The 4,013-nt window shown below is 64.5% G+C and carries 4 protein-coding genes and 2 tRNA genes; 1 reads left to right on the top strand and 5 read right to left on the bottom strand.

The window, feature by feature from the left end; translation table 11 throughout:
- Positions 1–53 precede the first annotated feature (53 nt).
- The 5 genes from JHD73_RS26935 to JHD73_RS26915 form a co-directional block, all read right to left on the bottom strand.
- Positions 54–144 (bottom strand) — tRNA-Leu (locus JHD73_RS26935).
- A gap of 96 nt (positions 145–240) precedes the next feature.
- Positions 241–316: transfer RNA gene (locus JHD73_RS26930), tRNA-Asn, on the bottom strand.
- 89 nt (positions 317–405) lie between these two features.
- The gene (gene fdxA, locus JHD73_RS26925; protein ID WP_021194063.1) at positions 406–732 is read right to left on the bottom strand and encodes a ferredoxin FdxA; all 327 of its coding nucleotides are present in this window, start codon (positions 730–732) and stop codon (positions 406–408) included.
- Between the two features lie 170 nt (positions 733–902).
- On the bottom strand, positions 903–2,597 hold the full coding sequence (gene recJ, locus JHD73_RS26920; protein ID WP_199033201.1) for a single-stranded-DNA-specific exonuclease RecJ: 1,695 nt from the start codon (positions 2,595–2,597) through the stop codon (positions 903–905).
- Positions 2,598–3,677, bottom strand: coding sequence for a hypothetical protein (locus JHD73_RS26915; RefSeq protein WP_199033200.1), 1,080 nt, complete (start codon positions 3,675–3,677; stop codon positions 2,598–2,600). It abuts the gene before it with no gap.
- 98 nt (positions 3,678–3,775) lie between these two features.
- Between JHD73_RS26915 and JHD73_RS26910 the strand changes: the two genes are divergently transcribed.
- A partial coding sequence (locus tag JHD73_RS26910) for an ABC transporter permease (RefSeq protein WP_199033199.1) occupies positions 3,776–4,013 on the top strand: 238 nt, incomplete at its 3' end.

The following is a 4,013-nucleotide window of genomic DNA, read 5'->3' as shown; positions in this document are numbered from 1 at the left end:
CGCGTGCCACGCTTCGTGAGGCAGCGGGAGCAAGAAAAAGAAGAGAAGGGGATTGGTGCCCGAGGCCGGGATCGAACCGGCACGCGCCGGTGAGGGCGCAGCGGATTTTAAGTCCGCGGTGTCTACCAATTTCACCACTCGGGCAAGACGATCGGTCCAAGACGGTACACGATATCGGCTACGACAACACCGATGCCACAAATGAAAACGCCCCGCACGAAGCGAGGCGTTTTGTTATTTTGGCTCCCCGACCTGGGCTCGAACCAGGGACCTACGGATTAACAGTCCGGCGCTCTACCGACTGAGCTATCGGGGAATCGCTGTAGCAGCGAAGAAATGAATTCTAACTAGTTTCTGATCTCTCCGTCAACACCTTTTTTGGGGCTGCCGGTAAAAAAGTGGAGATCAGCGTTCGAGGTACTGCTCCTTGTCCTTCACGTCTTTCCAGTCGTCGGCGTCGGGCAGGGGTTGCTTGGTCTTGGTGATGGACGGCCAGCCGATGGTCGAGAGTTCGGCATTGATGGCGATCCACTTCTGCTGATCGGCAGGCACGTCCTCTTCAGCGTAGATGGCGTTGACCGGGCACTCGGCCACGCACACGGCGCAGTCGATGCACTCATCCGGATCGATGGTCAGGAAGTTCGGGCCTTCGCGGAAGCAATCGACGGGGCAGACGTCCACGCAGTCGGTGTACTTGCAGCGGACACAGCTTTCGGTAACGACGTGAGTCATTTCGCTTGGAAGTTAATGCTAGGAATTCGTGGGGTGCGCGGTCATGGCAGGCGCCAAGCCGACAATCTTGCATTGTAACGCAGTCGCCGTGTCCGACGGCTGCGCCATCTGCGCACCGTCAGACAGTTTTGGCATGTGTTTATGCGCTGGCGCAAGGTTTGGGCAGGCGGCTATTGCGCGTGTTCGATCACCATCTGCACCCGCGTGATGCCGTTGAAGGTGTTGTTGTCGAGCCGGTAGGCCACATAGGCTGAAGCGCCAAGCGGCTCGGCGTGGTTGAACCAGATCGCATCGAAATGCTGTTTACCGCGGCCGAGCTTGAGCTTGAGGTGCTTGTCCTTGAGCACCGCCTGTGACAGCACGTCAAACTCGCCGCAGAAGCTCGGGGCCGGAAAGCCTTGGCCCCAGACCTGGGTTTCGAGCAGCTCGACGAACTGGGGGGAGAAGCACTCGGGGTCGGCCTCGCCGTCGGTTTCCAGTACGCGCGACAGCAGGGCCTCGGTCAGCCATTCGCGGCCAACGGCTTCGAAGGTGGCGACAAATTCGTCGAAGCCGTCTTCGCGCAGCGTGAGGCCGGCCGCCATGGCGTGGCCACCAAATTTGACGATCAGCCCGGGACTGCGCTTGTGCACGGCATCGAGCGCGTCGCGCAAGTGGAAGCCGGGAATCGAACGGCCCGAGCCCTTGATGACCCCATCGTCGCCCGGCGCAAAGGTGAAGACGGGGCGGTGGAATTTGTCTTTGATGCGCGAGGCGACGATGCCGATCACGCCCTGGTGCCATGTCTCGTTATACACGGCGATGGTGTGGCGGCTCGCGCCGTCCAGGGTGCTCATGCTGTCGAGTATCGCCAGCGCTTCCTGCTGCATGCCGGCTTCGATTTCGCGGCGCTCGCGGTTCATGCCGTCGAGTTCTGCGGCGATGGCCATGGCGCGGTCGTAGTCATCCGTGAGCAGGCATTCGATACCGAGCGACATGTCGGCCAGCCGCCCGGCGGCGTTCAGGCGCGGGCCCAGGCCGAAGCCGAGGTCGAACGTCGACGCGCGTCGCGCTTCACGCCCAGCCACGCGGAAAAGCGCGGCGATGCCCGGGCACATCCGCCCGGCGCGCATCCGCTTGAGGCCCTGCGCGACCAGCAGGCGGTTATTGGCGTCGAGCTTGACCACGTCGGCCACGGTGCCCAGTGCCACGAGATCGAGCAGCGCATCGAGGCGCGGTTGCTCTTGCGGCGTGAACACGCCCCGGTTGCGCAACTCCGCCCGCAGCGCCAGCAGCACGTAGAACATCACGCCCACGCCCGCCAGGTTCTTGCTCGGAAAGCCGCAGCCCGGCTGGTTCGGGTTGACGATGACGCGTGCCTCGGGCAACTGCGCGCCCGGCATGTGGTGATCCGTCACGACCACGTCGATGCCCAGTGCATTGGCCGCTGCCACGCCCGCCACATCGGCAATGCCGTTGTCGACCGTGACCAGCACGTCCGGCTTCTCGCGCGCGGCCAGCGCCACGATCTCGGGTGACAGGCCGTAACCGTATTCAAAGCGGTTCGGGACGATGTAGCTCACCTGCGCACCGAGCATGCGCAAGCCGCGCACGCCGACGGCGCAGGCGGTGGCGCCGTCGCAGTCGTAGTCGGCAATGATCAGCAGGTGCTTGTTGGCGGCGATGGCGTCAGCAAGATAGCGCGCCGCATCGTCGATGCCTTTGAGTTGCGCCGGTGGCAGCAGGTCGGCTAGCTCGGTCGATAGCTCATCGGGACGGGCGACGCCGCGTGCGGCCAGGATCCGTGCCAATACGGGATGGATACCGTGGCCGGCCAGCGTGTTGGCGGCCTCGGCGGAGTGCGAACGGACAGCGATACGGGTCATTCAGGCAGCCATGGAAAGCGGGGATAGCGCATCGCGCAAGGTGCGAGCACGGCTGAAACGGCGCAGCCAGCCGAACGGCCCATTGGCCAGTTCGCGGCGGGTGACGCGGTAGTGGGCGTAGTGCGAATCGCCGGTCAGGATGAGGGAGATGGCATCGATACGGCCGTCGGCCAGTGCGTCGGCGGCGGGGGTGAACCAGTCGCGGTCGTAGGCGCGTAGGGTTTCGATCCAGTCGTACCAATCGGCGGAAAGGTAGGGCTTGCCGGCGTCGTTGAGGAGTACGGCAGCGCTGGTGCCGTCAGCCGGCAGGGCGGCCAGCGTTTCGGCGCACAGCTCGGTGGCATTGGCGGCGTGGCACAGGCCCGCAAAGAACGGGTCGGCGCCGATCATGCGCTCGGCAATCGGGCGCGTATCAACCAGCGCGCCCTGACCGAACAGCCAGACCGAGTTGACCGGCAGCAGGCCGCGCGCTTCGCGGGCCTGGTTGACGGGGTGGTCGTACCACGTCATCTGGATTTCGTTCTGGAACTTGCGCCAGGCGCGTTCCTGCTCGCCTTTGTGCATCCAGATGTCGATATTGTGGCCGGTGGCGCGTTGCGGAGCCGCGGCAATCAGGTCGCCAAACGGCGCATCCGGGATATACCAGCGGGCAGCGTGCGGGGCGTCCAGGTGCAAGTTCATGTCAGCCAGCAGCGGGGCGATGGCGGCGCGCAGCGCGTCGGCATCGGCCGCTTCCAGCCGAAGTTGCGCCGGGTCGAGCATCACCAAATGGTCGCGCGCGGCGTGAATATGCACCGGTTGCAGGCAGGCCCAGGTGCGCGTGTCGGCGGTGCTGCCGTCGGCCAGGCGCATGTAGGGGGCGGACGGCAACGGCGCGACCGGCAGCCCGGCGCGCGCTGCCAGCCAGCGTTCGTGCGGCAGCGTGGGCAGGTAGGCGTCGTCGTGGCGCTCGCGTTCCGTCTCCCGCGCGCGGGCAAGCAACCTTTCCAGGCCCGGCAAGGTCAATTGACGGTAAGCGTCGTCCGCCACCTCGGCGGCGGGGGCGCAAAACGGGACAATCAGAAAGAGTTCAGGGATCATGGCTCCGAGATTGTAAACTTCCGGCTGCCCGGCGCGTGCGCCGGCGAAGTCACACAGCATCGTCACATCACACGGTTACACCACACGGGGATGCCCTTTTGAAATTTCCATACGAATGGCAGATCGGCTGGCGCTATACGCGCGCGGGCAAGCGTGCCAGCCGCAACAGCTTCATTTCCTTCATCTCGCTCATCTCCATGCTTGGCATTGCGCTGGGCGTGGCGGCGCTGATCATCGTGCTGTCGGTCATGAACGGCTTCCAGAAGGAAGTGCGTGACCGCATGCTGTCCGTGCTCGCGCACATCGAGGTCATGGCGCCGGGCAGCCTACCTGACT

Source organism: Ralstonia sp. ASV6, assembly GCF_016429285.1.
In the GTDB taxonomy this organism is placed as follows: Bacteria; Pseudomonadota; Gammaproteobacteria; order Burkholderiales; family Burkholderiaceae; genus Ralstonia; species Ralstonia flaminis.
The sequence above is the reverse complement of the archived record's forward strand: the minus strand, read 5'-3'. Positions and strand labels throughout refer to the sequence as shown.

What these genes read in the sequence shown, in the direction of transcription:
- recJ (WP_199033201.1), bottom strand. Translation starts at nt 2,597, where the DNA reads ATGACCCGTATCGCTGTCCGTTCGCACTCCGCCGAGGCCGCCAACACG.
- JHD73_RS26915 (WP_199033200.1), bottom strand. Translation starts at nt 3,677, where the DNA reads ATGATCCCTGAACTCTTTCTGATTGTCCCGTTTTGCGCCCCCGCCGCC.
- fdxA (WP_021194063.1), bottom strand. Translation starts at nt 732, where the DNA reads ATGACTCACGTCGTTACCGAAAGCTGTGTCCGCTGCAAGTACACCGAC.